The 25,271-nt window shown below is 59.3% G+C and carries 26 protein-coding genes and 1 pseudogene; 12 read left to right on the top strand and 15 right to left on the bottom strand.

Features of this window, described 5'->3' with window-relative positions; translation table 11 throughout:
- Nucleotides 1–158: 158 nt before the first annotated feature.
- The 4 genes from ACWGS9_RS27190 to ACWGS9_RS27175 are packed head-to-tail and all read left to right on the top strand — an operon-like array spanning nucleotide 159 to nucleotide 5,423.
- Nucleotides 159–1,721 carry an ABC transporter substrate-binding protein gene (locus ACWGS9_RS27190; protein ID WP_454508144.1) on the top strand — a complete coding sequence of 521 codons (1,563 nt, stop codon included), beginning with the start codon at nucleotides 159–161 and terminating at the stop codon, nucleotides 1,719–1,721.
- A 49-nt stretch (nucleotides 1,722–1,770) separates the two neighbouring features.
- The gene (locus ACWGS9_RS27185) at nucleotides 1,771–3,573 is read left to right on the top strand and encodes an oligopeptide/dipeptide ABC transporter ATP-binding protein (RefSeq protein ID WP_454508143.1); all 1,803 of its coding nucleotides are present in this window, start codon (nucleotides 1,771–1,773) and stop codon (nucleotides 3,571–3,573) included.
- Nucleotides 3,570–4,433 carry an ABC transporter permease gene (locus tag ACWGS9_RS27180; RefSeq protein WP_454508142.1) on the top strand — a complete coding sequence of 288 codons (864 nt, stop codon included), beginning with the start codon at nucleotides 3,570–3,572 and terminating at the stop codon, nucleotides 4,431–4,433. The genes ACWGS9_RS27185 and ACWGS9_RS27180 overlap by 4 nt, the downstream gene beginning before the upstream one ends.
- Nucleotides 4,434–5,423, top strand: a complete 990-nt coding sequence (locus ACWGS9_RS27175; protein WP_454508141.1) for an ABC transporter permease — start codon at nucleotides 4,434–4,436, stop codon at nucleotides 5,421–5,423.
- 18 nt (nucleotides 5,424–5,441) lie between these two features.
- On the opposite strand, the gene ACWGS9_RS27170 is transcribed toward ACWGS9_RS27175, so the two are convergent.
- The 5 genes and pseudogenes from ACWGS9_RS27170 to ACWGS9_RS27150 form a co-directional block, all read right to left on the bottom strand.
- Nucleotides 5,442–7,283 (bottom strand): PAS domain-containing sensor histidine kinase, encoded by a 1,842-nt coding sequence (locus ACWGS9_RS27170; protein ID WP_454508140.1) that lies wholly within the window; start codon nucleotides 7,281–7,283, stop codon nucleotides 5,442–5,444.
- A gap of 51 nt (nucleotides 7,284–7,334) precedes the next feature.
- Entirely contained in the window at nucleotides 7,335–8,045 is a 711-nt protein-coding gene (locus ACWGS9_RS27165) for a response regulator transcription factor (protein ID WP_454508139.1), read from the bottom strand.
- A gap of 628 nt (nucleotides 8,046–8,673) precedes the next feature.
- Nucleotides 8,674–9,030 carry an SPW repeat protein gene (locus ACWGS9_RS27160; protein ID WP_454508138.1) on the bottom strand — a complete coding sequence of 119 codons (357 nt, stop codon included), beginning with the start codon at nucleotides 9,028–9,030 and terminating at the stop codon, nucleotides 8,674–8,676.
- Nucleotides 9,031–9,370: 340 nt separating this feature from the next.
- Nucleotides 9,371–10,558: pseudogene (locus ACWGS9_RS27155) on the bottom strand (ABC transporter ATP-binding protein/permease); the annotation flags it as partial.
- Nucleotides 10,559–10,795: 237 nt separating this feature from the next.
- Entirely contained in the window at nucleotides 10,796–11,035 is a 240-nt protein-coding gene (locus ACWGS9_RS27150; protein WP_454508137.1) for a DUF680 domain-containing protein, read from the bottom strand.
- A 555-nt stretch (nucleotides 11,036–11,590) separates the two neighbouring features.
- On the opposite strand from ACWGS9_RS27150, the gene ACWGS9_RS27145 reads away from it, so the two are divergent.
- The 3 genes from ACWGS9_RS27145 (at nucleotide 11,591) to ACWGS9_RS27135 (ending at nucleotide 13,313) form a co-directional block, all read left to right on the top strand.
- A complete protein-coding gene (locus tag ACWGS9_RS27145; protein ID WP_454508136.1) occupies nucleotides 11,591–12,238 on the top strand; it encodes an HD domain-containing protein in 648 nt (215 codons plus the stop codon).
- A 107-nt stretch (nucleotides 12,239–12,345) separates the two neighbouring features.
- Nucleotides 12,346–13,080, top strand: a complete 735-nt coding sequence (locus tag ACWGS9_RS27140) for a sensor histidine kinase (RefSeq protein WP_454508135.1) — start codon at nucleotides 12,346–12,348, stop codon at nucleotides 13,078–13,080.
- Nucleotides 13,062–13,313, top strand: coding sequence for a DUF1810 family protein (locus tag ACWGS9_RS27135; protein WP_454508166.1), 252 nt, complete (start codon nucleotides 13,062–13,064; stop codon nucleotides 13,311–13,313). Before ACWGS9_RS27140 ends, ACWGS9_RS27135 begins: the two co-directional genes overlap by 19 nt.
- Nucleotides 13,314–13,605: 292 nt before the next feature.
- Here ACWGS9_RS27135 and ACWGS9_RS27130 read toward each other — a convergent pair whose 3' ends face one another.
- Genes ACWGS9_RS27130 through ACWGS9_RS27085 form a run of 10 tightly spaced genes read right to left on the bottom strand, consistent with a single transcriptional unit; the run spans nucleotide 13,606 to nucleotide 20,976 of the window.
- Nucleotides 13,606–14,643, bottom strand: a complete 1,038-nt coding sequence (locus tag ACWGS9_RS27130) for a Gfo/Idh/MocA family protein (RefSeq protein ID WP_454508134.1) — start codon at nucleotides 14,641–14,643, stop codon at nucleotides 13,606–13,608.
- A gap of 7 nt (nucleotides 14,644–14,650) precedes the next feature.
- Nucleotides 14,651–15,100, bottom strand: a complete 450-nt coding sequence (aroQ, locus tag ACWGS9_RS27125; RefSeq protein WP_320217295.1) for a type II 3-dehydroquinate dehydratase — start codon at nucleotides 15,098–15,100, stop codon at nucleotides 14,651–14,653.
- A gap of 33 nt (nucleotides 15,101–15,133) precedes the next feature.
- Nucleotides 15,134–15,502 (bottom strand): 5-carboxymethyl-2-hydroxymuconate Delta-isomerase, encoded by a 369-nt coding sequence (locus tag ACWGS9_RS27120; RefSeq protein WP_454508133.1) that lies wholly within the window; start codon nucleotides 15,500–15,502, stop codon nucleotides 15,134–15,136.
- A 14-nt stretch (nucleotides 15,503–15,516) separates the two neighbouring features.
- Nucleotides 15,517–16,377 carry a shikimate dehydrogenase gene (locus tag ACWGS9_RS27115; RefSeq protein ID WP_454508132.1) on the bottom strand — a complete coding sequence of 287 codons (861 nt, stop codon included), beginning with the start codon at nucleotides 16,375–16,377 and terminating at the stop codon, nucleotides 15,517–15,519.
- An 18-nt stretch (nucleotides 16,378–16,395) separates the two neighbouring features.
- Nucleotides 16,396–17,169: an amino acid ABC transporter ATP-binding protein gene (locus ACWGS9_RS27110; RefSeq protein ID WP_454508131.1), complete on the bottom strand. Its 774-nt coding sequence runs from the start codon at nucleotides 17,167–17,169 to the stop codon at nucleotides 16,396–16,398.
- 7 nt (nucleotides 17,170–17,176) lie between these two features.
- The gene (locus tag ACWGS9_RS27105; RefSeq protein WP_454508130.1) at nucleotides 17,177–18,001 is read right to left on the bottom strand and encodes a transporter substrate-binding domain-containing protein; all 825 of its coding nucleotides are present in this window, start codon (nucleotides 17,999–18,001) and stop codon (nucleotides 17,177–17,179) included.
- Between the two features lie 41 nt (nucleotides 18,002–18,042).
- On the bottom strand, nucleotides 18,043–18,693 hold the full coding sequence (locus ACWGS9_RS27100; protein ID WP_454508129.1) for an amino acid ABC transporter permease: 651 nt from the start codon (nucleotides 18,691–18,693) through the stop codon (nucleotides 18,043–18,045).
- Between the two features lie 9 nt (nucleotides 18,694–18,702).
- On the bottom strand, nucleotides 18,703–19,371 hold the full coding sequence (locus ACWGS9_RS27095) for an amino acid ABC transporter permease (protein WP_454508128.1): 669 nt from the start codon (nucleotides 19,369–19,371) through the stop codon (nucleotides 18,703–18,705).
- Between the two features lie 46 nt (nucleotides 19,372–19,417).
- Nucleotides 19,418–20,239, bottom strand: coding sequence for a sugar phosphate isomerase/epimerase family protein (locus ACWGS9_RS27090; protein ID WP_454508127.1), 822 nt, complete (start codon nucleotides 20,237–20,239; stop codon nucleotides 19,418–19,420).
- Nucleotides 20,239–20,976, bottom strand: a complete 738-nt coding sequence (locus ACWGS9_RS27085) for a GntR family transcriptional regulator (protein ID WP_454508126.1) — start codon at nucleotides 20,974–20,976, stop codon at nucleotides 20,239–20,241. The genes ACWGS9_RS27090 and ACWGS9_RS27085 overlap by 1 nt, the downstream gene beginning before the upstream one ends.
- Nucleotides 20,977–21,234: 258 nt before the next feature.
- On the opposite strand from ACWGS9_RS27085, the gene ACWGS9_RS27080 reads away from it, so the two are divergent.
- The 5 genes from ACWGS9_RS27080 (at nucleotide 21,235) to ACWGS9_RS27060 (ending at nucleotide 25,151) form a co-directional block, all read left to right on the top strand.
- Nucleotides 21,235–22,128 (top strand): intradiol ring-cleavage dioxygenase, encoded by an 894-nt coding sequence (locus ACWGS9_RS27080; protein WP_454508125.1) that lies wholly within the window; start codon nucleotides 21,235–21,237, stop codon nucleotides 22,126–22,128.
- Nucleotides 22,129–22,152: 24 nt separating this feature from the next.
- Nucleotides 22,153–22,935, top strand: coding sequence for a fumarylacetoacetate hydrolase family protein (locus ACWGS9_RS27075; protein WP_454508124.1), 783 nt, complete (start codon nucleotides 22,153–22,155; stop codon nucleotides 22,933–22,935).
- 8 nt (nucleotides 22,936–22,943) lie between these two features.
- The gene (gene hpaI, locus ACWGS9_RS27070) at nucleotides 22,944–23,735 is read left to right on the top strand and encodes a 4-hydroxy-2-oxoheptanedioate aldolase (RefSeq protein ID WP_454508123.1); all 792 of its coding nucleotides are present in this window, start codon (nucleotides 22,944–22,946) and stop codon (nucleotides 23,733–23,735) included.
- Nucleotides 23,722–24,405 (top strand): transporter substrate-binding domain-containing protein, encoded by a 684-nt coding sequence (locus tag ACWGS9_RS27065; RefSeq protein ID WP_454508122.1) that lies wholly within the window; start codon nucleotides 23,722–23,724, stop codon nucleotides 24,403–24,405. Before hpaI ends, ACWGS9_RS27065 begins: the two co-directional genes overlap by 14 nt.
- A 383-nt stretch (nucleotides 24,406–24,788) precedes the next feature.
- On the top strand, nucleotides 24,789–25,151 hold the full coding sequence (locus ACWGS9_RS27060) for a hypothetical protein (RefSeq protein WP_454508121.1): 363 nt from the start codon (nucleotides 24,789–24,791) through the stop codon (nucleotides 25,149–25,151).
- The last annotated feature ends 120 nt before the right edge of the window (nucleotides 25,152–25,271 follow it).

The raw sequence follows: 25,271 nt of genomic DNA, 5'->3' as shown, positions 1-25,271 counted from the left end.
CACCGCTTGGTTACAACCGCGAGGATAGCGATCAACGATTGAAAAACCATCATCGGGTCGGCGCACTCCGAGTTCACAAGATCCAGAGATGCCTCGTTGGCCACTGCATTGATTGCGGGCGGCCTTGCTGCAGTCGCTGAGAGACCGAGCCAACGGGAATGCTCATGCAGATATACGCTTACCCAACCAAACGACCCGGCAAGCGCAGCTTCTGTCTGTGGATGCTGCTGCTTGCGGTCGGCTTGCTGCTTTCGGTAGCGCCAGTCTGCGCTGAGGGGGTGCTCCGCATACCCTACGTGGCCGATATAGGCACGTTCGATCCGGACAACGGGTTTGAGACCGGCGCGATGAGCGCAATCAACAACGTCTACGAAGGCCTTGTCGAATACGAGCCGGGTTCGACCAGGATCGTTGGTCGGCTCGCTAGGAGTTGGGATATCTCGGACGACGGGCTGACTTACACATTCCACCTGGTCGAAGGCGTCAGGTTCCATGACGGCACGCCATTCAATGCGGCAGCGGTCATAAAGTCGTTCGAAAGGCGCCGCGATCGTGGGCTGAGCCTGAGCTACTCCCTGGCCAACGTGAAGGACATGAGGGCGCCGGACGCCTCGACGGTCGAGTTCACGCTGGGCCATCCTCAGCCTTCGCTCCTCGATGCCCTTTCCAGTCCGTGGGGGCCTAAGATCATCAGTCCAGTAGCGCTCGCCGAGTATGACAGCGGCGACTTCGCGAAGACCTGGCTCAATGAGCATGCGGTCGGCACCGGTCCATTCAAACTGGCTGAATTCAAACGCGGTCAGCGCTATGTGCTCGAACGCAACGATGACTACTGGGGTAACAAACCGTTCTTCCGGCAGATCCAGATTTCGGTTGTCCCCGATATCAGCCAGCAGATACTTCAGTTGCAGGCGGGTTTGATCGATGCCGTGCCGCTCAACTATCCGTTCGCGCAACTCACCAGCCTGCCGGGGGGTCTGGAGATCACCGCCGCCCCGAGCATGATACCGTACGATCTCTTCGTTAAGCCGAACTCGCCGCTCGATGACGCGGAGGTCCGCAAGGCCGTTTTGACGGCGATCAACCCGGCGCTGTGGATCAAGGACGCCTTTGGAGAGTTCGCAAGCCTGTCAAGGTCGGTATATCCGAACGTGATGCTCGACCCAATGAATCCGATCCGGTTCCCGACCGACTTCGAGGCAGCGAAAGCCACGATCGCCAAACATGGCGCGGTCAATTTGGTCATTGGCCTCCACAGCGCTGCCCCGAGCTACAGTCGCATCGCCGACCTGATGATAGCGCAACTGGCGTCGATCGGCGTAAAGGCAACGGCTTACGTGCTGCCCTCCGGCGCTGCTTACACCTTGAAGGACGACCCAAACCCTCCCGATTTGTTGCTCACGATCGCGGGCCCTGACGCCGCTCATCCGGAGAGCCAGGCTAAGGTGTTCTTCACAAAAGGCGGTCCCCTTAACTTTTTTGGCCGGGTCGTGCCGGAAGCCGATGCCATCGTGGATCAGGCCGGAAAGTTGACCGACGTCAAAGAACGCGACGCTCTCTACGAGAGAGCGGGGCAGATGTATTTCGATGCCGGCGTCGTCATCCCGCTTGTCGACGTCAACGATGTGGTTGTCCACGCCAAGGGTTTGAAAGACCTTGGGCTCCGTCCCGTGTACCCTCCCGGCAACATCGACTTCAGCACGGTTCGCTGGGGACACTGAACTCCGGCCGTCCGGTTCGTTCCGGAAGCAGGTCAGGCTCGCACCGCAGATGATCAAGCTTTCGCATCGAATGTCCGAACCTGTGACCGAGTCCGTTCTCGCCGTCAAAGACCTCTCCGTCTTCCTCAGCCGCGAAGGCCGTCCTTCCCGCGTCCTCGATGGCATCAGTTTCGACATGTTTCCGGGCGAGATCATCGCGCTGGTCGGGGAAAGCGGTTCTGGCAAGACAAGCATCGGGCTGACGCTTCAGGGGCTCCTGCCGCGCGAATACCTGCCGCAGGTTGCAGGCTCAATCCGGCTTGCGGGGATCGAGCTTGTCGGCGCGGGAAGGCGCACCTGGCAGTTGGCCCGCCGCCAACTCGTCCGTGCCATCTCGCAAGATCCGATGGGCGCGCTCAACCCAACGATGACGATCCGCCGCCAGATGCGAGAATCCAATGGCGGGGCCGAGGGATCGATCGAAGAATGGCTCAGCCGAACCGGGGTGCCAGACCCGGACCGCATCGCCGATGCGCTGCCGCATCGCCTTTCGGGGGGGCAGCGTCAGCGCGTGCTGATCGCCATGGCCATGATGGCAAGACCGAAGGTGCTCATCGCCGATGAACCGACCACCGCGCTCGATGTCACCATGCAGGCGCAGATCCTCGACCTGTTGCGCGATCTCGCCCGCGAGCAGCAGACGGCAATTCTGTTCGTCACGCACGATCTGGGGGTGGCGGCCTCACTGGCCGACCGCGTCCTGGTTCTTTACGCCGGACGCATCGTTGAAATGGGCCTCATGCAGGACGTGGCCCGCAATGCCGCGCACCCCTATTCCGCCGGCCTGCTCGCTGCTCGATTCGATCTGGACTCTGACCGAAGGCGCCCGCTTCCCACGCTCCCGTCCGAGCGCACGCCCTCCATGAATACTGAGAACGCCTGCGCCTACGCGACACGTTGCCCGATCGCCCAGACTGATTGCACCGCGATCCGCCCACCGCTGGAGCCTGCTTCCCTCCACGGTGGCTCGGTCGCCTGTCTTTTCCAGGAACAAACCCCGTTTCTCTTAACGCAGCGCGCTGGTGCGGAACCATGGCCGCCCCAGGCGATCCAGCAAACCGCCGCCTTGAGGCTGTCCAACGTCGGAAAAACATATCCGACAGGCGCTCGATCGTTTTGGGGCCGGCGTCGACCGCAGCCTGTTCTTAAGTCGGTCAACCTCTCGATCAAGCTTGGCGAGTGCGTGGCGCTGGTGGGCGAGAGTGGCGCCGGCAAGTCCACCCTTCTGAGGATTGCTGCCGGGCTTGTGGTGCCGGAGAGCGGCACTGTTACGCGCTTCGACAAGGTCCCTCCGCAAGTCGTGTTTCAAGACCCCGTGGCGGCACTGACGCCATGGCTCACGATCGGCGAGCAGATCGGCGAGCGCCTGCGGGCCGTTTCGCTGGACAGCGATTACGGCCGCCGTCGCGTCGGAGAGGCGATAAAGCTGGTCGGCCTCGATCCGGTCCTGATGGACGCGCTGCCGGCCGAGATGTCGGTCGGACAGTGCCAGCGCGCCGTTTTAGCTCGCGCGGTAATCGTCCCCCCGAGGCTTCTGCTCTGCGATGAGCCGATCAGCGCCATGGACGTGTCGCTGGCGGCAACCACCTTGAACCTTCTTAGCGACCTTCGGCGGCGACTCGACATGGCGATGCTGTTCGTGACCCACGATCTGGCGGCCGCCAGGATCATCGCCGACCGTGTCGCGGTGCTGAAGGACGGCGAGTTGGTCGAGGTTGCCGATCCAGATGCCATTATTGCCGCACCACAGTCCGCCTACACACGGTCTCTCATCACAGCGATGCCGAGCCTGCAGGCGGGAGCCGGACGATGACCAATAGGCCGAGACCGGACACGCTTCCTGCGCGGCCTCGGTTCAACTGGCGCGATTTTTTCCGGCGCGCCGGTTGGCTTGAAAGCGTCGGTATAATCGGGGTGCCTGTCGTCACCGTTGTGGCCGTGCTGGCGCCCTGGATCACGCCGTTCGATCCACAACTGCGCGTCGCCGCGACCTTCCTGCCGCCTTCAGCCGAACATTGGTTCGGCACCGACGAGATCGGTCGCGACCTGTTTTCGCGGGTAATCCTCGGCGTACGATATACGTGGCTGCCAGGGCTTATTGTTATCGGTTTCAGTCTTACTTTGGGCTCCCTGGTCGGACTGATTTCGGGCCTGATGGGCGACAAGGTCGGTCTGGTCATCGAGCGGATCGTCGACTTGTTCTTAGTACTTCCAGGAACGCTCATCGCACTGGCTGTCGTGGCTTCGCTTGGCCCCGGGCTCGTCAACACAATGATCGCGCTCGCTATTTTCTGGTGGCCCTGGTACGCGCGCATATCCCGTGATGAAATTCGTCGCCTTAAGGCCCGTCCTCATGTCGAGGCAGCGCGTATCGCCGGGGTCCGCGGTCCGCGCTTGCTGTTGCGTTACTTGTTGCCGGGAGTGGTGCCGGCATTGGTCATCGGGGCGTCATTGGATGTCGCCAACATAATCATGACGTTGTCGCTGATGTCGTTCCTTGGCCTAGGATTGCCTGCACCGGCGCCTGAACTCGGAGCGATGACGTCACGCACTCTCGACAGTCTCACCGTCTATTGGTGGCTGCCGATCCTGCCGGCCGCGATCATCTTTCTCCTCTGCCTCCTCGCCAACCTTGCGGGCGACGGCATTCGCGGCGCTCTGAGGGGGACCTAGATGCTGGCATATCTCACCAAAAGCATCGTCGGCGCCGTCGTCGTTCTCCTCGTGATGAGCTTCATCGTTTTCGCTCTCCAAAGCATTATACCCGCCGATCCAGCGCGGGCCATTGCCGGGCCGAGCGCTCCGCCAGAAACGGTCGAAGCGATGCGCAAGCAGCTCGGACTGGACGACCCGGCTGTCGTTCAGTACGGGCGCTTTCTATTGCGCCTCGCGCATGCGGATCTGGGGACGTCGGTAAGAACCCGGCGGCCGGTGTCTGACGACATACGGCAATATCTTCCCGCCACGCTTGAACTCGGTCTGACGTCGATCGCCTTGGGAGTGGCGCTCGCCGGCGTGATGGCGGCACTTCAGTTCCTGATTCCGAGATCGGCCGGCATTAGGCTCGCTATGGTGGGCGTCGGCTCCACGCCGATCTTTCTGACGGCCTTACTTCTCACCTACTTTTTCTGGTTCCGACTCAATTGGCTTCCCGGCGCGGGTCGGCTTGCCTACCGCGACTTCGCAGGCCCCACGGGACTCAACGTCATCGATGGAATACTAGTCGGCCGGCCCGAAGTCAGCGTGGATGCGCTGCTGCACATGATCTTACCAGCGCTTGCACTGGCGTTGCCCATTGGCGTCGCGGTTGGGCGAAGCTTGAACGGTGCGCTTCACGACGTTATGAGCCAGGCATACGTTCGGACAGCACGCGGCAAGGGTCTCAGCGAGACGAAGGTGCTATTGCACCACGGTTTGCGCAATGCCGCCACGGCCCCACTGTCGATGCTCGGCCTGCAGATACGCCTTCTCTTCGGCAATTTGCTTGTCGTCGAGCGCGTTTTCGGGTGGCCTGGTCTGGGTCTTTACACGGTCCAAGCCTTTGCAAGCGCTGATCTCCCAGCAGTGCTGGGCGTCGCCATCGTCTTCGGAATCTTGTACATCCTGGTGAACACGCTCATCGAGATCGGGCAGTCGATAGCCGATCCCCGGGTCAACCTCTGAGAGCGCCCACTCAGGCGCTTACTGTCGCGGCAGTGGTGTCTTGGTCGAGTCGGCAGCGCGGATGGGGAGGCTGAAGGTTATAGATGCTCCCCCTGTCTCGACATTTTTCGCCCAAAGCCGCCCGCAATGTGCCTCGACGATCGAGCGGCAGATTGCCAGGCCCATACCCATTCCATCCAGCTTGGTTGTGTAGAACGCATCGAAAATCCGCTCCAGATCGCTAAGCCCGCGGCCGCGATCTCGCACTTCGACCTCGACTGTTCCGTCATCCTGACGCCGCGACACGATCCGCAGGCTTCGCGCGTTGATGCTGACGTCCTGCATCGCCTCGATGCCGTTGCGGACGAGGTTGAGGACGACCTGCTCCATCTGAACGTGATCGGCAGCCGTCGCAGGAAGGCGAGGATCGAGTTGAAGGTCCAGCTTGACGCTGCTCGATGCGAGCCTATCACCCAGCAGATCGCACACTTCGTGGATCACCGCGTTCAGATCGATCGCATGCGGTTCGCCTTCGGCCTTGCTGAACAGCGCTCGGATGCGACTGATCACCTGGGCGGCTGCGTCGGCGTTTCTGATGATTTTTTGGGCGACGCGGCTGGCGTGATTGAAGTTTGGCGGATCTGCGGTCAGCCATCGCTGGAACGCGCCGGCGTTGGCCACGACCGCCTGCAGCGGCTGGTTGAGTTCGTGCGCAATGGACACCGACAGTTCGGATAGGCTGGCGGCGCGCAAGGCGAGCGCGAGCCGTTCGTCCGCCAGACGCAGCGATTCCTGGGCGCGGACCTCGTCGTCTATGTCGAAGTTGACGCCGTACCAGCGAAGGATAGTGCCGTCTTCGTCGCGTAGCGGTTCGAAACGCGAATCGGTCCAGCGATATTCGCCATCCTTCCGGCACAACCGAGCTTTGTGCTGGAGTGGCTCTCCACGAGCAAAGGACTTCTGGAACACCGCCTTGACGGCTGCCCTGTCATCGGGGTGGAACAACTCCACATGCGAGGCGAATTGCCGCGTGCCTCGCGGTTCCTCCTTGGCCGAGTCGATGCCCGCCCAGTCGACGAACCGTTTGTTGAAATAGTACGGCAATCCCGCCGGCGTCATCAGCCAGATCATAGTGGGAACCGTATCGACCAGCAGCCTGAGCTCCCTCTCGCTCTGGCGGAGCGCCGCTTCCGCCTTGCGCCGGTCGTCGATGTCCTCAGTATGGCCATACCAGCCGACAATTCGCCCCCGCTCATCGCGCGAGGCAACACCCGTATCGCGAAACCATCGATAGGTGCCATCGAACCGGCGCAAACGCTTCTCTTCGATCATCGGCTCGCCGGTCTCTAGGCTGTGGCGCCATTGCGCCATGCTTGTCTCGACATCGTCGGCATGGACAAATCTCCGCCACCAGGAAAAGTCGTCGGCGTTCATGATCTCGCGCATTTCTTCGGCCGTGACGCCAACGTATTCGAGGGCTGCGGGATTGAGGAACCGAAGACGCCCGTCTGGATAAGCGGACCAACCGAGGCCCGGAGTGTCGGTGAAATTAGGCCCAGCCCCTTGGTATACCCGGTCATAGAAGGTGATGGTTCTGAAGATTTTGACCACCACCCACAGCCCAAGCGCTCCGGCAACAAACGCGGCCAGTTGGACGAGACCGTTTTCCGCCCCGTGTGCCCGTGACAGCAGGATAACAGCTGCAAGCAGGCTGGCCGCTGCAACCGACGCCAATCCCACCTTCCAGCCGACGCAGATGCACACGGCTGCAACCGCGACCAACAGGCCAGATGGCTCGTGTGCGAACCAAGCAAGCAAGACGCTCGCCGCTCCTATCGCCGCAGCCACGACGCGACGCTGATGCGATGACGTCAGTTCCATTAGAGACCTCTCGAGACCGCCTCTCCGTTCGGCTCGCCGTCGCGGCCCCGTTTAATGAGTTAAATGCGCTCCTGCCCCTGATGATGCGGCTGTCTTCCCCACAGCGGAAGCCATCTTCAATTGGTACAGTATATCGGGTGGAAGCGATTGACAGACGTTGAATAGATGAGAGACAGACCGCGCATCCATCTTCTTCATCATATTGCTGCGATGAAGCTTCACCGTGATTTCGCTAATACCAAGATCGAACGCGATCTGCTTGTTCATCGCACCGGAGATCACAAATCTCAGAACCTCCCGCTCACGGGGCGTGAGTGTCTCATACAGGGCCGAGTTCTTTCGGGCTACGGCTGACGCCGCCCTTCGAGCGATGTCGGCAGCGATGGCTGTCGACACAGCGTCTAGGAATGTCTGGTCGCGCACCGGCTTGGTCAGGAAATCCACTGCGCCCGCCTTCATAGCGTCGACGCTCATGGCAATGTCACCATGACCCGTCAAGAATACGATCGGAGTCAGTATCTCTTTGGTTGCAAGGAGCTGCTGGAGATCCATGCCGCTTAGTCCCGGCATTCGAACATCGAGAACAATGCAACCAGGACGGTCTGGAAGCTTTGAGCCGAGCACTTCCTGGGCCGAGGAAAACGATATCGAGTCGATGCCAACCGAACTTAGCAACTCCTCCAAGGAGTCGCGGACCTCCGCATCATCGTCGACCAGAATTGCTAAGGGACTGTCTGCGGTTTGCGAATTTGCCAAGCCCATGATCCTTACCTCCGGGCGATCTTTGCTGGACACGAATTGACCGGGTTCGCGCGGCTATTATCAACCCCGCGTCCTTCACACGTCAACCAAGCTGCACTTGCATCTGTCGGCGAAAAACTAGCGTGCGGCCGATAGCCAGGAGATAGCGTGCTGATACTGCACCTTTCCCTCAGGGTCTTGACGTAGCGGAATGATGGAGGTCCGTGCAACAGGACAAAGGGCGATCGATGCCTGAAGATTTGATTGGCTAATCTAGACTTAGGTATAGGGTCTGCGGCGGTTCGGCTTGAGGGCGTTCACCACACCGGGGATATTCCTCCGGAACGACACTCAACTAGATGCCATAGTGCTGTCGCCGCAACGCAATCTGGACGATCAGCCGCACAGCGTTTGCGGCAGGACAAGCGCGCGGCGGTCGGAGGCCTGATCGCAGGATTCATCTCGGCTGCCGAGGAGCGTCGTTGAGTTGCGGCGGGATACAATCAAACCACGTCGATCAAAGCGAGCTTGGCGATCGAGGCTGAGGCGGCGTGTCACCGGCGCCGGTACTGTGAGGGGCGCCGAGGCACAGGAGCAAGCCGATGACTTCCTCTTGCTGAACTGCACCAAGACGCCCCTGTATTCGAAGTTAATTGGTGCTCGAAGGCGCCCGCGCCCTGCGACTTGCCACAAGCTGCAAGGCAGCGAACGTCGCTACGCAAATCCCGATCAAGACATGCGTCCACATCGGCCCCTGCGCCGATCCGAAGCCGAGCAGGAACGGAGCTACCGCCGCCCAGCACCCTAAGGTGAGGTTGGACCATTCCGCCCAATCCCCATAGCGATAGAGGGCCACTGCAGAACTGCATACAATCAGTGAGCCCACGACCCCAGCGTTCCAAGCCGCAGCAGGCAGCCCGACGAACATGATTGCAGCGCAGGCCAAACCTGCGCCGAGAATAAGGTTGGTCCATTCCAACCCCTTGCTTGGCACATCATTTCTCATCTTCATCTCCTTCTTCAGCCGTGCCACGGAGGTGGCCGGTAGGTGGAGGATGAGGCAGTCGGGTGCGCCAGCCTATTCTACGCAGGCACCTGTCCGTCGATGCTAAAGTCTAGGGCGGCCATGCGCGGTGATTGTAGAAGATATCGAAGCACTCGGGTCACCGCCCGTCAGGACAGAGGAATGCCCGGGTCTGCGTGCCTGTGGCAGTCCGCCGGTCTGAGGAGCAACAGAGTTCAGCTAGTTTAAGTTGGCGGCTATCTATGCTTTCAAACCACAATGCATTGGGGGAGGGTGGATCAACCTCGCCACGAGTACGAAGAAGACGCTGCGGCCTTTTCTATTCGGGATAGCTGGCCTCGAGTTTCTTGAAGGTCAAGCTGCCATCGGCATTGTCGCCGGACTCGGTGCGCTTTTCCTTGTCGAGTTGCACATCGGCTTTGTTCAGCGCGATGCGAAAATCGGCTACGCGCATCAAGGTGGCGCGCCAGTCGGCGATGCTACCGATGTTGTTGATGAACCAGCGCAGCGAGGAATTCACCTGGTTGAAGGCGCCGACTGCCATCATCAGTCCGCCGAAGCCGATGTCACCCGAGAAATAAACAGGTGCTGCGACAAGGATCGGAGCCACGACGGTGATCCAGCCGTAAGTGCTGGTCAGCCAGGATAGTTTGATCTGCGCGGTGTTGATGCGCCGCACGGCTCCCAGCACCCTGCCTAGGTCGATTTCGAGCCTTCGCCTGGCGTCGGCTTCGCCATGGCGGAGCGTAATGGCATCGACGTTCTCGTTGACGCGCACCATAGAGGAGCGCTGTTCCGCTTCGCGTGCGTAGCGATCGCTGTCGAGGTCGATGAGCGGGCGCCCGACCAGCCAGCTCAGCCACGATGCGACGCCAGCATAGAGCAATGCCGCCCATACCATGTAGCCTGGTACCGCCAGAGAATAACTGCCAATGTGGAAGACGAAGCCGGAAGAAAGTTGCCAGAGCACGTCTACAAAAGACGCAAGCAGGATGACCGACTGCAGCAATCCGACGCCGAGGTCCGTCGACAGATCGGAAAGATGGCCGGCGTCCTGCTGCATGCGCTGATCGGGATTGACGCCGATGGCGTCGGTATTTGCCAGCCGCAAAGCCCGCGCCGGACGCATCCACTGGTCGATCAGGTCGAGCGTCAGCGCCTCGCGCAGCTTCAGCCGGATCATCTGGTTAAGCCAGGTCTGGCCGATATTGAGCAGCAGAAGCCCGCCGGCAATGACGGCAAAAACCAAAAGCTGATGCAGGAAATCCGCCATGTCGCGGCGCGCCAGTGCATCGTAGAAGGGCTGGTTCCAGCTGTTGAGCAGCACCTGTCCGATCGATGTCGCGACGATGACGGCCACGATGCTAACCGATGTCCAAAGCAGCCAGTTGCGGACCGGCGACGCCTTCAAGCCCAGCATGATCGTCGCCAGTTGGTCGCTGAGGCTGCTGGCCTCGACCGAGACGGCGGCCTTCTCGAAACCGGACTTGTCATCCGCTTGGTCAGCCATACATGAGATCCATGCTTGCGAGGCGGGTTCACATCAGCCCCGGAGCCGAGCCGCGACATCGGCATTGCTGGCCCGACTTCCAACCCACCGCGCCTTCGTGAATATCCTCACTGCAAGCATGTTGGTGTTTCGATTGGCGTTACGTCGCGGTTACCTTGCTGCCCAGGATCTTTACCGGTTGAGATTGCTAAAGGACCGAGTCTCTCGCCCCGGTCCTTGAAATTTCCGCCATCAGGATTAATGGCCCCAGATGCCCTGGCCATATTCCTCGTTGGGAACGATCGGCCTAAGCACGGTCTGCGGCCCGCCCTTCTTGGTTGATGCGGTGTTCACGGTGTCGGTGGTGGTCGCTGGCCGCTGCGGATCGACGCCCGACCCATAATGGTCACTTCCGGCGATTGCGCCTCCCGCTGAGATGAGGAGAGCGGCAGTAAGAAGGATCATTTTCATCTTGGTGACTCCGGTGTTGATTTTCATGACATTCACCCCACCAAAGATACGGGCGGAGCACCTGCCAAACGATCAGACCGGCGGGCTGTTTGACCCATACGAAGGATTGTGGCGTGCAGGCCAAAAGCCGGGGACGCTATCGTTGACGAGAGGCTTCGCTGTCTTAGGGTTGCCGGCTCACCGGCGCGTCTTTCTTGGCCTCGGGCGCACTAATCGGTTCGCCAACGACATGCCTGCCCGTCTTCATTGGTCGTAATTTCGATGCCTATTATGGATTATGGTAGCTGCCCGACATCCGCACCTGCGTTAGCGCCTTCAGGCCGAAATGCGATAAGTCGCTGCCGTCTCCCGTGTGACCCTGGCTGTCGAGCCTGCCTACCCTGCACCTTGGCATCACGTGACAGACCCTTCCGTAGAATAGCTCCGCAGGCCGCCCGCGCGCACTCTCCGCCAAACAGAGCGTGTCTGCTGGCGATCGTCGTCGACAGCAACGAGAAGAACCCGACGGGGTACCGGAAATGAAGTTGGAAGGCGCCCCGGTCAAACGGGGCGCAGTACGCCCAGGAAGAAAGGGTTACTGGCATGAACAGGATTGCTGATCGAATGCTCGCTGGGATCGCCGTTCCCGACGCGCCACTTGTCGATCGGGCGATCGAATACGCTCGGCAGAAATGTGAACCCTACTTGTTCAACCACGTCGTCCGGTCTTGGCTTTTCGCGGCACGGATCGCACAACTTCAAAACATCGAGCATGACGCGGAAGTGGTTGCTGTCGGAACGCTGCTGCACGACGTGACCCTCAACGAGAACTTCGCCGGCCCTCGTCGTTTCGAAGTGGTAGGCGCTGATCTCGCTCGGACCTTCGTACGGGAGGGAGGTTTCGATGAGCGTCGCGCTCAATTGATATGGGACAGTGTGGCTCTCAACTCAACGCCGTCAATTGGACTCTACAAGGAGGCTGAGGTGGCATTGTGTACCGCCGGGATCTGCCTTGATGTCGTCGGCTTGCAGTACAACCTCATCTCTTCAACCGAGATGGCAACGATCGTGAGCGAATTTCCGCGGCTGGGAATGAAGCAGCGGATGACGCGATGCTTTTGCCACATCGCAAAAGTCAGCCCGGAGACGACCTACGATAACTTTGCCCGGGATTTCGGTGAGCGCTTTGTCCCCGGTTACAGGGCACCCTCGTCAGTTGATTTTGTGATGAACACGGCCTTCGACAGCTGATTCCCGCTCCGAAGCATCCTACCCGCCGCGACAGATATTCACGCACTATAGCGTCTTCATAGCGTCTTCTTGCAGCCAAATTTCAACCGAGCGAACGGGGGAAAGGAATGTCACGCTTAGTGCCAAAAGAGGATGTCGTCGACCTCCCGATCGGTGCTGATCGAGGTAGCCCACCCAGGCAGATATCGACCGCCGGCATCGTTCACGACCTGGGCAATCTCATTCAGGTGGCCTCATCGGCGTTGAACCACTTGGCCCGTGACCCCAGCATCTCGGCGGCTCCCGCCCTTCGTCCCGTTATTGCCGGCGCCAGAACTGCTTTGGAACGAGCTGGCGGCCTTGTCAGGCAGACGATCAGCATAGCCCAAGAAAGCCACCTGGAAATCGAGCATGCTAATGTGGGCGTTTGCCTGGTTGAGATCGAAGCGTTCGTTCGAAGCGCTTGGGACACTAACATCCGTTTCGAGGTGAAGGTCGGGTCCGATCTGCCCTTGGTAAGGTGCGATCGGATTGGATTGCAAAATGCGGTTCTGAATCTTCTACTCAATGCGCGCGACGCGATGCCTGACGGCGGTTTGATCTCGGTTGAAGCCGCCTTGGTGTCTGAACGCTCTATAATCACGCAGGTCGATATTCGTGTCGTGGACAACGGAATTGGAATGACCAGCGAGACCATGGTCCGCGCATTTGATCCCTTCTTCACAACGAAAGGCGAAGGCCTCGGCGGCGTTGGGTTGCCGATGGTGAAGCGCTTTGCCGAGGAGTCGGGCGGAAGCGTCGCCATGCAGAGCACGCTGGGGGCAGGCACGACCGTGACGTTGCGATTGCCTGCGATGCGATAGGTGATCTCCGACGCTCGTCGGTCGTTCCAGAATGCATTGGCACGCTATTAAGGCTCTCCGATTTGAGCGCTCACGCCGACTGCGGCGATGCTGATGCGAGAAAATTGCACGTGTCGCTTTCGTTGTTTTCCGAAGCGAACAACGACGAGTTCCTGTTCGAGACCATGTTCGACATATGGTTCGACGGTTTGCTCGACGAAGACACGATGAACGAACTCAACTTGATGGCGTAGGGTTCGCCGGCGTCGTCAGAGCGTACTGGCCGCATGGCGATGGCAGAAGCCGTATGATGCGCAGCCCACGAAACCATCAGCATCATATCCTGTGGCAAAGGGCTGAGTTGGTATGTCAGGCATGCGGCCTTCGCGCCAATCTGCCTTTACTTGCTCGATCCGTTGGGCCGAGGCGGAGGCGACGTCAAATATGGCGAGGGTCGGCGAGCGGCTCGCCACCAATGAGCATCAACCGCCAAAGGTCGACAGCATCCCGACGTCAGACCACATCGACCGTTGCAGCAATCTGGCGTCAGGTCAACTCGATACGTTCTCCCGTTGCCGCCGAGCGTTTTACCGCATCGACTACCCTCAAGGTTTTGAGCCCCTCGCGCCCGCTGACAAGCGGCGGTTCGTCTCCGCGGATCACCTTGCAGAATTGCCTGATCTGCAGAACGAGTGGGTCCTCGTCGTCGACCTCGATACGCGTTTGGTCAAAGGGTTCCCACCAACTCCGTTTACCGGGATTGCGCCAGACCTCGAGTGACGGAACAGCCAGCGACCCGTGCGTTCCTCCGATCAAGTAACAGGATTGCTGGGTTTTGGGGTAAGCCGGATTCTCTCCGGTTGTCATCTCCCAGCTCCACGGTGCGACCACCGCGTCCGAGACCGTCGCAGTTCCCAACACTCCGTTCTTGAACTCAATCAGAATCACTGCCGTTTCCTCAACTGCGTTGCCGCGCACCGCGTTGGACTCGCGTGCCTGAACCGCAGCCACATCGCCGAAAAGGTAGCGCAAATTATCGACATCGTGGATGAGATTGAGGAAAACCGGCCCCGCACCGCGCTCACGACGCCACGAGATGTCGAAGTAGTCGTCGGGTTTGAATAGCCAGAACATCGCATTGACAACAAGAACACGGCCGAGCTTTCCGCTTTCGATGATTTCCTTTCCCTTCTGCATCACCGGATTGTGTCGCCGGTGATGACCGGTCAAAAGAGGAACACCTTTTGCCTCAGCCGCTGCGATAAGCTTTTCCCCGGATATAATGTCGTCGGCGATAGGCTTCTCGATGAGTGCGGGAATGCCGGCTTCAACGGCTTCCAACCCGTTCTGGAGGTGAGCCGGGTTGGGCGTAGCCACGATGATGCCATCAGGTCGGTCTGCGGCAATCATTTCCGCGAAATTTGGAAACCACTTCACGCCGGCTTCCTTGGCAATGGTCTCGCCAGCCAGCGTCGGATCGACCACGGCGCTGAGTTGCGCCGAGGGCTCGGCCAGGACGTGCTGAATATGGCGCTTGCCGATGAGGCCGGCCCCAACAACGGCCAGCTTAACCCGTTGGGTCATGGTCACCTCAGCCCTTGCCGGCCGCCTTGCTCATAGTCGCCGCGCGTCGGATGGCAAGCTGGTATCCTTCCGTTCCAAGGCCGCAGATCACACCATCCGCGCGGTGCGAAACGAACGAATGGTGTCGGAAGCTTTCGCGCTTGTGCACATTGGATATGTGAATCTCGATCACGGGCCCCTCAAATGTGTTCAGAGCGTCGAGGATGGCGAGTGAGGTATGGGTGAAGGCTGCCGGATTGATGACGATGCCTGCACCGTCCTCGCGCGCCTCATGAATCCAATCGATGATCTCGTATTCCCGGTTGCTCTGATGAAAGCGGATTTCATGGCCGAGTTCGGCTGCCAGCTTGCGGCAGTCCGCCTCTACGTCTGCGAGCGTTTCATGCCCGTAGATATGCGGCTGGCGTTTGCCGAGCAGATTGAGGTTTGGTCCATTGAGAACGTAGATCAGGCTCATAGCATAGTGTCCTTCTTGAGCACTCTGTTCTGGTCAGACGAACGCGATTGCTTGAACAGCGAAATCAGGGTCCGACTCGTAGAGATCTGCGCGCAAGCCGAGCTTTCCAGCTTCGAGAGCAGGCGCGGCGATCGTCCGCGCGGCCTCGAGAACGGCAGTGAGAAGCTTCTGCCTGGTCTCTGCAGTACGACCCGGTGCCATCCGCACGATGATTTGGATGAAGTGATGATCGACATGCTCGTTGCCCACGCAGGAGTATGTCGCCTCCCGCGCAAGCGTGCGCACGGCGGAAGGTTTCACAAGGCCGCCATCGCGAACGCAGCGATGCACGGTCAGCGTCAGTCGGTCCATGGCTACATGCTCGCCTGCGCCCCGGCTATAATCGATGATGATATGCGGCATTTGGGATATCCCCATCAAGCCGACAGGCGGCATAGGTCCGTAAAGTGAAGGGACATGCGCTCTGCGTCCGGTGCTATCCCGGTGAACAATTCGAAAGCCGCCGCTGCCTGGTAGACGGTCATGCCGCCGCCCCGAAGGGTCCGGCAGCCTTTTCCTTCGGCGAGAGCAAGGAGCTCGGTGACGAGTGGCATATAGACAATGTCGGCCACCCAATGCCGTGGCAGAAGCCATTCCGCATCGATCGGCAAACCAGGATGGCTCTTCATACCCGTCGGCGTCGCGTGGATAAGGCCGTCCGCGGAGCGCAGGGCGCTGCCGACATCCGTCGTGGCGCGCGCGCAATCCCAGGAGAACCGATCGTTCAACTGCTGGGCCAAGGTTTCTGCCCGTTTCGCTTCCTGGTCAAAGATCGATAATCTGTCAAATCCGAGCTTGATGGCGGCATGCGCCACGGCGACACCGGCGCCGCCGGCGCCAAGCAGGACGGCATGCGACTTCGCGACGTCCGGAAGGCCGCGCTGGAAATTCTCGTAGAAACCGTACCAATCCGTGTTGTGGCCGATCCTCTCGCCGTTGCGGAAGACCACGGTGTTGACCGCACCGAGCATCTTTGCATCCTCGGAAAGGCGATTGAGGTGGGCGATCACTGTCTGCTTGCACGGATGTGTAATGTTGCTGCCGGCAAAGCCCCGCTGCTCTTCCTCGTCTAGGAGATCCGGCAGCGCGGAGGCGGGAAGGCCTCGCTCGACGAAGTCGAGAAGCTCGTAACGGTAATCGAGGCCCTGGCGTCGCCCCTCCATTTCGTGGAGGGCCGGGGACTTTGACATTTGGATGTCGGCACCGATCAGTCCCACGAGGAATTTCTTGTCGTGCATTGGCGTCGCTTTCGAAAGTCAGTGATGGGCCAGGATTTCACCGAGGAAGGTTTTCGTGCGCCGGTGCTGGGGAGACTTGAAGAAGACCTCCGGTTCGGCCTCTTCGACGATTTCTCCGGAGTCCATGAAGATGACGCGGTCAGCGACCTGACGGGCAAACCCCATTTCGTGCGTGACACAGATCATCGTCATGCCGTCACGGGCGAGCCCGATCATGGTGTCGAGCACCTCTTTCACCATTTCGGGATCAAGGGCAGAGGTCGGTTCGTCGAAGAGCATGACCTTCGGCTCCATGCAGAGCGCGCGGGCGATGGCGACGCGTTGTTGTTGTCCGCCCGATAGCTGCGCGGGATATTTGTCCGCCTGGTCAAGGATTCGAACGCGCTCGAGATATTTTCGAGCCAGTCGCTCTGCGTCAGCGTGGCTTACGCCTCGAACACGCATTGGGGCGAGGGTACAGTTCTGAAGTACGGTTATGTGGGGGAAGAGATTGAAGCTCTGGAAGACCATTCCCACTTCGCGACGTACAGCGTCGATGGATTTGGTGCTTCCGTCCAGTACGTGACCCTCGACGACGATCTTGCCTTCCTCGATCGCCTCGAGGGCATTGATGCAGCGGATCAACGTTGATTTCCCGGAGCCTGACGGCCCGCAGAGGACGATTTTTTCGCCTTTGCGGACCGACAAACTGATGGATTTCAAAGCATGGAAAGTGCCGTACCACTTCTGCACGTCCTCAAGGGAAATCAGCGTCGATTGATCTTTTGCGGAATTGTGCACGGAACCCTCCATTTGGGCTTTACTTCACGGTGAACGGGATGTTCGGAATGGATTCCGGGAACTGCGGCAGATCGATCGCCATCCACTTCTTCGTGATGGCGGCAAGCTCACCATTGGCCTTGATCTTGTCGATGAAGGCGTTGACGGCTTCGTTCCAGTCCTTCTCGCCGAGACGGGTACCGACGCCGTTGTAGGTCGTCATAAAGTTAATCTTGCGCTCGTACGTTCCGGCACTCGCCGCATCCAGACGCTGACCATAGAACTGGTTGCCGCCAACCGCCTTTACCTGTCCGGAGACCAGAGCCTGGATGGTTGCGGCGTCGTCATCAAAGCGGCGAACCGTTGCGGTGGATCCGACGGCGTTCGTTACTGCCTTGTCCTGCGAACTGGATTTCGGAACGCCGATCTCCCATCCGGCAAGATCTTCAGGCTTCGTAACCGTGTCGGACTTGGCGGCATAAAGCGAAATCGTGTTGGCGGCGTAAGGCTTGCTGTATTGAATTGCTTTCGCGCGTTCTTCCGTCATCGCCATCGTTGCGAACAGGATGTCGACTTTGCCGGTGGTAAGCGCCGGAATTCGGTTGGCAACAGCGAGCGGCTGGAATTGAACCTTCACGCCTAATTCCTTGGCAAAAAGGTTGGCGACGTCAGCGTCGAAGCCGTCCTGCACGCCGCTTGTGTTGACGAACCCCCATGGCGCATTGTCGCCCTGGATGCCGACCACGAGCGTGCCCTTTGCCTTGATTTCCTCTACAGTTGCCGCAGAGGCCGCGACAGTGCCAACGGTTGCGAAGGCAATAGTTGCCAGTGCAAGTCCGAGAAAAATCCTACGACTGTTATGCATGCTTATTCTCCTCCTCAAGAGTTTTGCTTCGAGCGAAGCGGTTAGCGGGCAGCTTTCGCCATCCGTTTTTCAAGGCGACTTCCCGCATGGGAGAGCGGCCAGCAAATGATGAAGTAGATTGCGCCGACAATCCCGAAGACGAACAGCGGACGATAGGTCTGGTTTGAAATGATCTGACCGGCGCGAGTCAGTTCAATGAAGCCGACGATTGCTGCCAGCGATGTGCCCTTGGTGAGCTGGACAAGGAAGCCGATCGTGGCCGGCATCGAAATTTTCAGGGCCTGCGGCAGAATGACGTCTTTCATCCGCGAGACATAATGCAGACCGAGGGCGTTGGCGGCTTCCGTCTGGCCCTTCGGCACAGCCTCGATGGAGCCGCGCCAGATCTCGCCCAGGAAGGCGCTGGCATGGAGCGTGAAGGCGACTGCGACCGCGATCCACGCGTTAACGTCGATGCCCAATAGTGCAACGCCGTAATAGACAACGAAGAGCTGCATCAGAAGGGGCGTGCCCTGGAAGACGCCGATATACCCTGCGGTGATCGTCCGGGCGACCTTGTTCTTCGAGGTGCGCAGCAGCGCGATCAGGATTCCGAATATCCCCCCACCGATGAAGCCCACGATCGCAAGCAGCACGGTCCATTTCAAACCCTGCATCAAAAAGAAAAATTGATCTTCCCCGATGGGACCCATGGCTACTTCCTATCGCGTCGGGTAGTTGAAGTAGTGGCGAGAAATGAGGGCAAAGAGGCCCATCATCAGGCTTGAGATGACCAGGTAGATAGCGGTCACCGTGAAATAGACTTCGAAGCTGCGGAAGGTGTCAGACTCAATGCGCTGAGCGGCCGAGGTCAGCTCGTAGGCGGCGATCGACGTGCAGACAGACGTGGTCAGTGTCAGCATGATGAACTGGCTTGTGAGCGAGGGATAAATCGCCCGCAGCGCCGGCTTGAGCACGATGAGCCGGAAGACGTCCGCCTTGTGAAGACCAAGTGCGAAACCCGCCTCGATCTGGCCGCGCGACACGCTCTCGATCCCGCCTCGGATGATCTCGATTGCGTAGGCCCCACCATTGATGCCGAGGGCAATGATCGCGGTAACGGTCGGATTGAGGCGGATGCCCATGAGAGGAAGGGCAAAATATATGAAGAAGATCTGCACCAGGAATGGCGTATTACGCACAACCTCGACGAACACGATCACGACAGCGCGCGTGATCTCGCTCTTGGAACTCCTTGCAACGACGCCCAGGAGCCCGATGACGAGTGCGAGGAGCATCCCAGCTAACGCAAGGCCAACCGTTCCAAGCGAACCCCATAGCAATTCCGGGGCGCGGTCGAGGACCGCACCGAAATCGAACGTATACCGCATTTAAGACTTCCTCCTCCCTGACGGCCTAGGCCGCGTCGGCGCCGGATCAATGATCCGGTTTCAAAACTCCCAGTGCGCTGGCATGCAGATGTTTTAGATGTGCCTCCGGGTCGACCGGCCCGACGAGTGGCACTTCGACCGAGATATGAGCGCCGTATTCAGTTGCCGCACAGAGGTCCTCCAATGGCAGTTCACCTTCTCCAGGAGCGAACCTACCGCTTCTCGCCTCGGCGATCATTGCGTCCGATGTTTTGGGCGCAGGACCCCGGACGTCGCAAAGCTGGATGTGTTTTACCTTCCCTGCATTTGCGCGAAGCTCGTCGATCGAGGCTCCGTTTCGGAAGAAGTGAATCCCGTCAACGAGGGCACCGGCGTTCTCTGCTCCACAGGCATTCAAGACCTCTACGCTGTCCCGAAAGGTCCTTACCGTCCGCCAGCCCATGTTTTCGATGTCGACCGACATGCCATATCGCGCCGCGACGGCGCAAAACTCTGAAAGGTTTGTGGCAAGACGGCCGACGTCTCGATCATCGCCGCAAACACTCAGCCGGCGCGCCCCTATGTTCGCAGCGGCTGCCACGGTCGCCTCATGGGAGGCCGCAAGGAAGCTCTCGTCGATCACGAAGAACTCGATATCGAATATCTTGATGCCTTCGCCATCGGCAATTGCCTTGAATTCCTGGGCACTGCGGCTGCCCACCGGCAATTCGTAGAAAGGGGCTCCGGGAAAAGCGGGGTGAAGACGAAGCCCTATCGACGCAAAACCCGCCCGAGCAGCTATCACCGCGAATTCCTTGGGCGGCAGCCCGATCGATGAAAAGTGCGCCACGCCCAGTTCAAGGCCCGGCCCTGGCGTCGCGACGGTCATCACAAGGTCCCCTTTGTCGCAAGGTGATTGCGCAGATTGGTTCCCGTGCGGTGAATATGCTGACGCAACATATCGCACGCATAGTCCAGATCCCGGGCGACGGCTCCCTGAGCGATCTCACTGTGCTCCTGGCTGACGTTGCGGTCACCCGACGTGCGGGTCAGAAACACCCGGCGATAACGGTCGTTGAGATTAAGCAGCAGGCTGCAGAAATGGAGCAGGATCGGCTTCCCGCAGCCGGATATAAGTGTCAGATGGAATTCGCGGTGGAGCTCTTCCCAGCGCTCAAGTGTCTCGGGGCGGGCCGCGTCACGCTCAGTGCGGTTAAGGCAATGCAGCGCTCTCATAACGTTGCCTTCCCACTCCACATCGCCGATCCGCATAGACTCGCGAAGCGCAAAGACTTCGAGCTCTTCGCGCAGGATGGTTATCTCTTCCAGATTGGCCAAGGAGATTGATGAAACGCGGTAGCCGCGATTGTCCTCGAACTCCACTAGACCGTCCGATATCAGCCGCGCCAACCCCTCACGCAGCGGACTGAGGCTGACGTTGAACGTCTTGCGCGCCTTGTCGAGATTGATCTTGCTGCCAGCCTGAAGCTCGCCGGAGATGATCGCCTCACGAAGACGGGACGCAAGCTGGCTCCCAATCGTGTTTTTGCCGTCATCGAGAAAGCCAGAAGACGGTGGAGCATCTTCTGTCGGCGGAGCAGATGCGCCGTCATCATGCGGTACCATTGCTTCTGCAGGCTCCCAGAATTTGATCGTCGATGATCGGTATAATAAACGATTATCGCTGTCAACTTAGGTGCACTGAAATTTTGCGAAAAAGCCAGGCGACAATTTCGTGTTTGAAAACAAAATATAAATAAATCAACCAATTGAACGCTTCGATCTGATCCTTTCGGCATCTCGACGTCGCAAGAATGCACGGCGACGGCCTTGACAGATAATCGATTATTTGGATAGTCGAGCAAATCGGGAGGTAGCCCCCACATGGTGATCAAAACTGAAAGCGATCTGACGCGAGCCGTCCTCGCTGTGATGAATCGCACCGAAGACCCCCGCCTGCGAGAAATCCTCGTGTCGATGGTCACGCATCTTCATGCTTTCGTGCGCGAGGTTCGACTGACTGAGGTCGAGTTTCGGGAGGCGACAGCCATGCTCAACGAGATCGGGCAACTGCATACTGATCACCACAACGAGTTTGTGCTGATGGCCGGTTCTCTTGGCGTGTCTTCACTTGTCTGCCTGCTGAACAATGGCGACAGAGGACAGACTGAGACCTCCCAGTCGCTGTTGGGCCCATTCTGGCGCCTCGACTCTCCGCAAGTCGAAAATGGCGGGTCGATCATCCGATCCGAGACGCCGGGCACTCCCTTATTCGTGCATGCCAAGGTCGTTGACCGCGACGGAAAGCCGATTGCCGGCGCCGAAGTGGATGTCTGGCATGCATCTCCCGTCGGTCTCTATGAAAACCAGGACCCGGACCAGGCCGAGATGAATTTGCGCGGCAAATTCACGACCGACGAGCAGGGTCGGTTCTGGTTCAGGACCGTCAAGATGGTCGGGTATCCGATACCAGTCGATGGGGTGGTCGGACGCCTGCTCAAAGCTCAGGGGCGCCATCCGGACCGACCAGCGCACCTACACGCACTGATCTTCAAGCATGGATACAAGACGCTGATTTCCCAGGTCTTCGACCCCAGCGATCCGAACATCGACTCCGATGTTCAGTTCGGTGTCACGGCAGCGCTGACCGGCGACTTCCTTCGTCACCAGGAGCCCCATCCGACCGAAACGCATGTTCCTGGTCCGTGGTTCTCGCTCGACTACACCTATGTCATGGAGCCCGGCGAAGCCGTTTTGCCGCGTCCCCCGATCAAATAGATCACGATCAACAGAGCAAACGATATGATCACCGAAGACGAACGCCGGGCCGCGGCAGACGCGCTGCTCAAAGCTGAAATCGAGCGCAAGCCGATCATACAGCCTAGCGAGACCTACCCGAACCTCGAACTCGAGGACGCCTACCGAATTCAGGCTTTGTGGGCGGAGGCGAGGGTAGCCAAGGGCGCACGGATCGTCGGGCATAAGATTGGCCTGACGTCACGCGCAATGCAGATGGCCTCGAAGATGACGGAGCCGGACTACGGCTGCATTCTTGACGATGCGCTTTACAACGACGGAGCGCAGATCAGGGCTGACTTGTTTATCAGGCCGCGCCTCGAGGTCGAGCTGGCCTTTGTCATGGGTGAGGATCTCGTCAGGCCCGGCACCAGGATCTATGACGTCATGCGTGCTACCGAGTTCGTTGTCCCGGCGCTCGAGATTATCGACTACCGGACCGAAGTCCCGCGAGCGATCACGGATACCATCGCGGACAATGCGGCTTTCGGCGCCCTCGTCGTTGGCGGTCGTATAATTCGCCCGATGGACATCGATATCCGTTGGGTCGGAGCGACTCTTTCCAAGAACGGCATCATCGAGGAATCGGGCGTGTCGGCGGCGATCATGGGACATCCGGCAGCCGGCATCGCGTGGCTGGTCAACAAACTTCATGCTGTGGGCGGTGGCCTGAAGAAGGGACAAATAGTCCTGGCCGGCTCCTTCACGCGTCCTGTCGATATCGCGAAAGGTGATGTCATCCAGGCCGACTATGGCCCTGTTGGCTCCATCGGCGTGTCGTTCGTGTGAGGTGCTAGATGGAACATCCTGTCAATCGGTTCAAGCGGAAGCTCCTTGCTGGTCAAAGTCAGATCGGCCTGTGGTGTGGCCTGCCGGGAAACTACGCCGCGGAAATCGTCGCGCCTTCAGGTTTCGACTGGCTCCTGTTCGACACGGAACATTCTCCGGGGGACGTTCTGACCGTCCTGCCACAATTGCAAGCGGTCGCACCATACGACGTTTCCCCAGTCGTCCGCCCGGCCATCAACGACCCCGTTCTCATCAAACGTTTCCTGGATATTGGCGTTCAGACATTGCTCATTCCCTACGTCCAGAACGCGGAAGAGGCGAAAGCCGCAGTCGCGGCGGTGCGATATCCTCCGGATGGAATTCGTGGTGTTTCTGCCCTGACGCGCGCCACTCGTTTCGGCCGAGTTGCGCACTATGCGCAAAATGCGGAGCGGGAAATTTGCCTGTTGGTGCAAGTTGAGACGCAGGAAGCGCTTGGCAACCTCGAGTCGATTGCCTCGGTAGAGGGAGTGGATGGCGTATTCGTAGGTCCGGCAGACCTTGCAGCGAGTTTCGGACACAGGGGCCAACCGAGCCACCCGGACGTGGTCGATGCAATTGTCGAGTTGATTGAACGCCTGAAAGCTTTGGGCAAGCCTGCGGGCATTCTTACCCCGGATGAGAAGTTCGCGGCACGGTGCATCTCGCTGGGAACACTATTTACTGCCGTTGGTGTCGATGTCGCTGTTCTGGCGAGGGGATCGGAAGCACTCGCGGCACGATTTGCATCGCAAGGAGCGTACCGCGATGCCGGAACTTGATGAACTCCTCACTGAAATCGCACCGACGGGAGTCATCAGAGCGGCGGTCAACATGTCGAATGCCGCACTTGTCCGACTCGATCAAGTGACAGGCGTTCTAACAGGGCCGAGCGTGCAGATCGCGATCGCACTTGCGGCAGAACTCGACTGCTGTTTGTCGCTGGTTCGATACGGCTCGGCCGCTGACATTCTCGCGGCTGCCGAAGGCAACGAGTGGGACGTTGCATTCATTGCTCCCGATCCGTCACGTGCCGACAGGCTATCCTTCTCGCCCCCCTATACCACGGTGACCGCCAGCTTTCTGGTGTCAGACAGTAGCCCGCTAGGCAGCGTGGGGCATGTCGACGTCGAAGGGGTGCGCATCGCCGCCGCCAAAACCGCTGCGTATACAAAGCAGCTTGAGCGACAGGTTAGAAATGCAATCCTGCTCCATACCGAAAATCCCGCCTCCACCCTGGACATGCTTATTTCCTCCCAGTGCGATGCGGCTGCGGGCTTGACCCAGTCCCTGTCACGTTTCTGCGAAGAGAATCCAGGTTTCCGCGTTGTTGATGGGACATTCTCGAAAGTGCCTCAGGCGATCGCTGTGCATCGGAGGTGCGTTCACGCTTCATCTTTCCTGTCGGACTTCATCCGGCAGCATTGCAGTGCGGGTCAGCCGAGCAATTGAAGCAGGTGGCTATTAAGGGATCTACTCGGTCAGACGAAGCAGACCCCGCGCTTGCGCCACAACGAGACTGATTGCGGGCGAGCATGTCTCGCGGGTTCTCTGCGGGCTCCAGCAACTCCTGGAAAACGCGTTCTGGGCGCAGGCTGTCCGGCGGCGATCAACGCCAAAGGGGCGAGTCCGTAGCGCAAGCGCCTGGTTTGGCCTTGGGACTATCTATCCTGACGTGAATGCGCGAGCCGTCATGCTACAGTACCTGGTGCCGTTCGCAACATCCGGGATGCCTTAGCGTAAAAGGAAGAGGAGAGATAACCACGACCAGGATCAATCGCCGCGCCTTGCTCCTCCATTCCGGCGCCGCCGTTTTCGCCTCTTCGGCAGTGGAAATGGCGCGCGCCACAGAGCCGCCGCACCAGGTCCGAGTGCCTACCAACAAGTTGCAGGCACTGATCGAAGCGCACATGACGGCATACTTCGCGTTCGTCAGGGCCGTCCATGAAATGGGTGGCAGTAGCGGCGACTGCGACACAGCGAGCCGGGAGGAGGCGGCGCTGCTGGGTGTCTGCGCTTATCCTGCGGTCAGCAAAAGCGATCGCTTCGCCAAGGCCCGATATCTTTTAGAGATCGAGGCGCGCGGCGAGCTCGACTTGCCAAAGCACATGCAGAGCTCTTCTTCGCTCGACGATGTCGAAGACATGATGCCGACCACGCCGATTAGCCTATCAGATCAACCGAAGCCCTTCGGCTAGGCATATAGCGCGTCTAGGCATCATCAACGGCCGCTTTGCGCAGCATGCACGAACCCGCTTCGCGGGAGGGGCGCCTCGTTCTGAGATGGCGCGACAGGCATTGGTCTTGAGCAGGTAGAA

It is taken from the genome of Mesorhizobium sp. Arg314, from assembly GCF_053714275.1.
The sequence above is the reverse complement of the archived record's forward strand: the minus strand, read 5'-3'. Positions and strand labels throughout refer to the sequence as shown.

What these genes read in the sequence shown, in the direction of transcription:
- ACWGS9_RS27190 (WP_454508144.1), top strand. Translation starts at nt 159, where the DNA reads ATGCTCATGCAGATATACGCTTACCCAACCAAACGACCCGGCAAGCGC.
- ACWGS9_RS27185 (WP_454508143.1), top strand. Translation starts at nt 1,771, where the DNA reads ATGATCAAGCTTTCGCATCGAATGTCCGAACCTGTGACCGAGTCCGTT.
- ACWGS9_RS27180 (WP_454508142.1), top strand. Translation starts at nt 3,570, where the DNA reads ATGACCAATAGGCCGAGACCGGACACGCTTCCTGCGCGGCCTCGGTTC.
- ACWGS9_RS27175 (WP_454508141.1), top strand. Translation starts at nt 4,434, where the DNA reads ATGCTGGCATATCTCACCAAAAGCATCGTCGGCGCCGTCGTCGTTCTC.
- ACWGS9_RS27170 (WP_454508140.1), bottom strand. Translation starts at nt 7,283, where the DNA reads ATGGAACTGACGTCATCGCATCAGCGTCGCGTCGTGGCTGCGGCGATA.
- ACWGS9_RS27165 (WP_454508139.1), bottom strand. Translation starts at nt 8,045, where the DNA reads ATGGGCTTGGCAAATTCGCAAACCGCAGACAGTCCCTTAGCAATTCTG.
- ACWGS9_RS27160 (WP_454508138.1), bottom strand. Translation starts at nt 9,030, where the DNA reads ATGAGAAATGATGTGCCAAGCAAGGGGTTGGAATGGACCAACCTTATT.
- ACWGS9_RS27150 (WP_454508137.1), bottom strand. Translation starts at nt 11,035, where the DNA reads ATGAAAATCAACACCGGAGTCACCAAGATGAAAATGATCCTTCTTACT.
- ACWGS9_RS27145 (WP_454508136.1), top strand. Translation starts at nt 11,591, where the DNA reads ATGAACAGGATTGCTGATCGAATGCTCGCTGGGATCGCCGTTCCCGAC.
- ACWGS9_RS27140 (WP_454508135.1), top strand. Translation starts at nt 12,346, where the DNA reads ATGTCACGCTTAGTGCCAAAAGAGGATGTCGTCGACCTCCCGATCGGT.
- ACWGS9_RS27130 (WP_454508134.1), bottom strand. Translation starts at nt 14,643, where the DNA reads ATGACCCAACGGGTTAAGCTGGCCGTTGTTGGGGCCGGCCTCATCGGC.
- aroQ (WP_320217295.1), bottom strand. Translation starts at nt 15,100, where the DNA reads ATGAGCCTGATCTACGTTCTCAATGGACCAAACCTCAATCTGCTCGGC.
- ACWGS9_RS27120 (WP_454508133.1), bottom strand. Translation starts at nt 15,502, where the DNA reads ATGCCGCATATCATCATCGATTATAGCCGGGGCGCAGGCGAGCATGTA.
- ACWGS9_RS27115 (WP_454508132.1), bottom strand. Translation starts at nt 16,377, where the DNA reads ATGCACGACAAGAAATTCCTCGTGGGACTGATCGGTGCCGACATCCAA.
- ACWGS9_RS27110 (WP_454508131.1), bottom strand. Translation starts at nt 17,169, where the DNA reads ATGGAGGGTTCCGTGCACAATTCCGCAAAAGATCAATCGACGCTGATT.
- ACWGS9_RS27105 (WP_454508130.1), bottom strand. Translation starts at nt 18,001, where the DNA reads ATGCATAACAGTCGTAGGATTTTTCTCGGACTTGCACTGGCAACTATT.
- ACWGS9_RS27100 (WP_454508129.1), bottom strand. Translation starts at nt 18,693, where the DNA reads ATGGGTCCCATCGGGGAAGATCAATTTTTCTTTTTGATGCAGGGTTTG.
- ACWGS9_RS27095 (WP_454508128.1), bottom strand. Translation starts at nt 19,371, where the DNA reads ATGCGGTATACGTTCGATTTCGGTGCGGTCCTCGACCGCGCCCCGGAA.
- ACWGS9_RS27090 (WP_454508127.1), bottom strand. Translation starts at nt 20,239, where the DNA reads ATGACCGTCGCGACGCCAGGGCCGGGCCTTGAACTGGGCGTGGCGCAC.
- ACWGS9_RS27085 (WP_454508126.1), bottom strand. Translation starts at nt 20,976, where the DNA reads ATGGTACCGCATGATGACGGCGCATCTGCTCCGCCGACAGAAGATGCT.
- ACWGS9_RS27080 (WP_454508125.1), top strand. Translation starts at nt 21,235, where the DNA reads ATGGTGATCAAAACTGAAAGCGATCTGACGCGAGCCGTCCTCGCTGTG.
- ACWGS9_RS27075 (WP_454508124.1), top strand. Translation starts at nt 22,153, where the DNA reads ATGATCACCGAAGACGAACGCCGGGCCGCGGCAGACGCGCTGCTCAAA.
- hpaI (WP_454508123.1), top strand. Translation starts at nt 22,944, where the DNA reads ATGGAACATCCTGTCAATCGGTTCAAGCGGAAGCTCCTTGCTGGTCAA.
- ACWGS9_RS27065 (WP_454508122.1), top strand. Translation starts at nt 23,722, where the DNA reads ATGCCGGAACTTGATGAACTCCTCACTGAAATCGCACCGACGGGAGTC.
- ACWGS9_RS27060 (WP_454508121.1), top strand. Translation starts at nt 24,789, where the DNA reads ATGGCGCGCGCCACAGAGCCGCCGCACCAGGTCCGAGTGCCTACCAAC.